This is a genomic window from Marinobacter fuscus (assembly GCF_003007675.1).
In the GTDB taxonomy this organism is placed as follows: Bacteria; Pseudomonadota; Gammaproteobacteria; order Pseudomonadales; family Oleiphilaceae; genus Marinobacter; species Marinobacter fuscus.
Genome location: NZ_PXNP01000061.1, coordinates 1 through 1,550, shown reverse-complemented (window position 1 = coordinate 1,550; position 1,550 = coordinate 1). Strand labels below are relative to the sequence as shown.

At 57.0% G+C, this 1,550-nt stretch carries 1 protein-coding gene; it reads left to right on the top strand.

The window, feature by feature from the left end; genetic code table 11:
• Nucleotides 1–332 precede the first annotated feature (332 nt).
• Entirely contained in the window at nt 333–1,400 is a 1,068-nt protein-coding gene (gene ltrA, locus C7H09_RS09300; RefSeq protein WP_240616548.1) for a group II intron reverse transcriptase/maturase, read from the top strand.
• The last annotated feature ends 150 nt before the right edge of the window (nt 1,401–1,550 follow it).

The window sequence follows — 1,550 nt, the reverse complement described above, 5'->3', positions numbered from 1 at the left end:
GGCACAAGACAACGAAGCCATGTGATCTGACGGCCACCGTAAATGATGCAGCAGTGCAGTGACAGTGCATGCTCTTATCTGGGGCGGTCCGACGTATCGGGATCTGCTCAACGAGCGATCGGTTAGTCACCAGTCAGGCCACTGGTCGATCAAGCCTGGGCGCAGCCGTTGCCATCGGCGGTTGCGAGCGAACGAGATGGACACCGATAGCGCCGGTGGGGGTAACCCTTCCGGTGATTGAGTAGAAGTCAGCAGAGGCCATAGTAGCCAAACGCCCGTCGTAATGGTCAGGACAGGGTGAAGGGCCAAACACCGGGAACAAAGGAGGAGCCTTGACCGACTTGAACACACGAATGCCGACCAGCAATGACGTGGCTCAGCGTACGGCCACGAAGCCAGCCTTTAGTAAAGATCTACTCGATGCTGTACTGCACCGGGCTAATCTCCAACAAGCCTGGAAGCAGGTTCGAGCCAACAAGGGAGCGGCGGGTGTCGATGGCATGACCGTCGAGGAATTTCCCGCCTGGGTAAAGGCTGGCCATTGGAACGTGGTCCAGCAGTCGATTCGCTCGGGTGATTATCAACCAGCGCCGGTACGGCGGGTTGAGATCGACAAACCGGACGGTGGCAAGCGCCAGCTTGGCATCCCAACGGTGACAGACCGGGTGATTCAGCAAGCCATTGCCCAGATCCTGATGCCCCTGTTCGAACCGGGATTTTCAGCGGATAGCTACGGCTTCCGTCCGGGTCGAAATGCGCACCAGGCGGTGCGACGGGTACAAAGCATTCTCAAGGAGGGGAGACGCTTTACCATGGATGTGGACCTGTCGAAGCTCTTCGACCAGATCAATCATGACCTGTTGATGACGCACCTGGGCCGCAAGGTCTGGGACAAGCGTTTGTTGGGACTGATTGCCCGGTATCTGCGAGCTGGGGTTATCGATAACCAGCTCTATCTGGAGAGTCGGGAAGGTGTACCACAGGGTGGCCCGTTGTCACCTCTGCTGGCCAACATTATGCTCGACCCACTGGATAAAGAACTGGAACGGCGGGGCCATAGGTTTGCCCGCTACGCGGACGACTTCACCATCGTGGTGAACAGCCGCCGCGCGGGAGACCGGGTGCTGACGAGCATCAGCCACTTCCTCGAACACCGCCTGAAACTGACGGTCAACACCGCCAAGAGCCGAGTCGTCAGAACCAATGACAGCAAGTTCCTGGGCTTTACCTTCAAGGGAACCCAGATCCATTGGCACCCGGACACGCTGCGCAAATTCAAGCAACGTATCCGGGAACTGACGAACCGGAACTGGGGGGGGTGTCGATGCACTACCAGCTTTTCAAGGTCAGCCAGTACCTTCGGGGCTGGATCAACTACTTTGTCGGCCCTGCAAAAGTAAAAACCTGAATCAAGGCAATAAGTTGGCCTGAATTCAGGGTATAATTTCCACCATAAATCTCTCCGTTTCGCCCAAAAACCGGAAGAAAGCGCCATGATTCCACGGGATAAGCGCCAGGCACCACAGCGGGATCTGCTGGAAACCTACCTC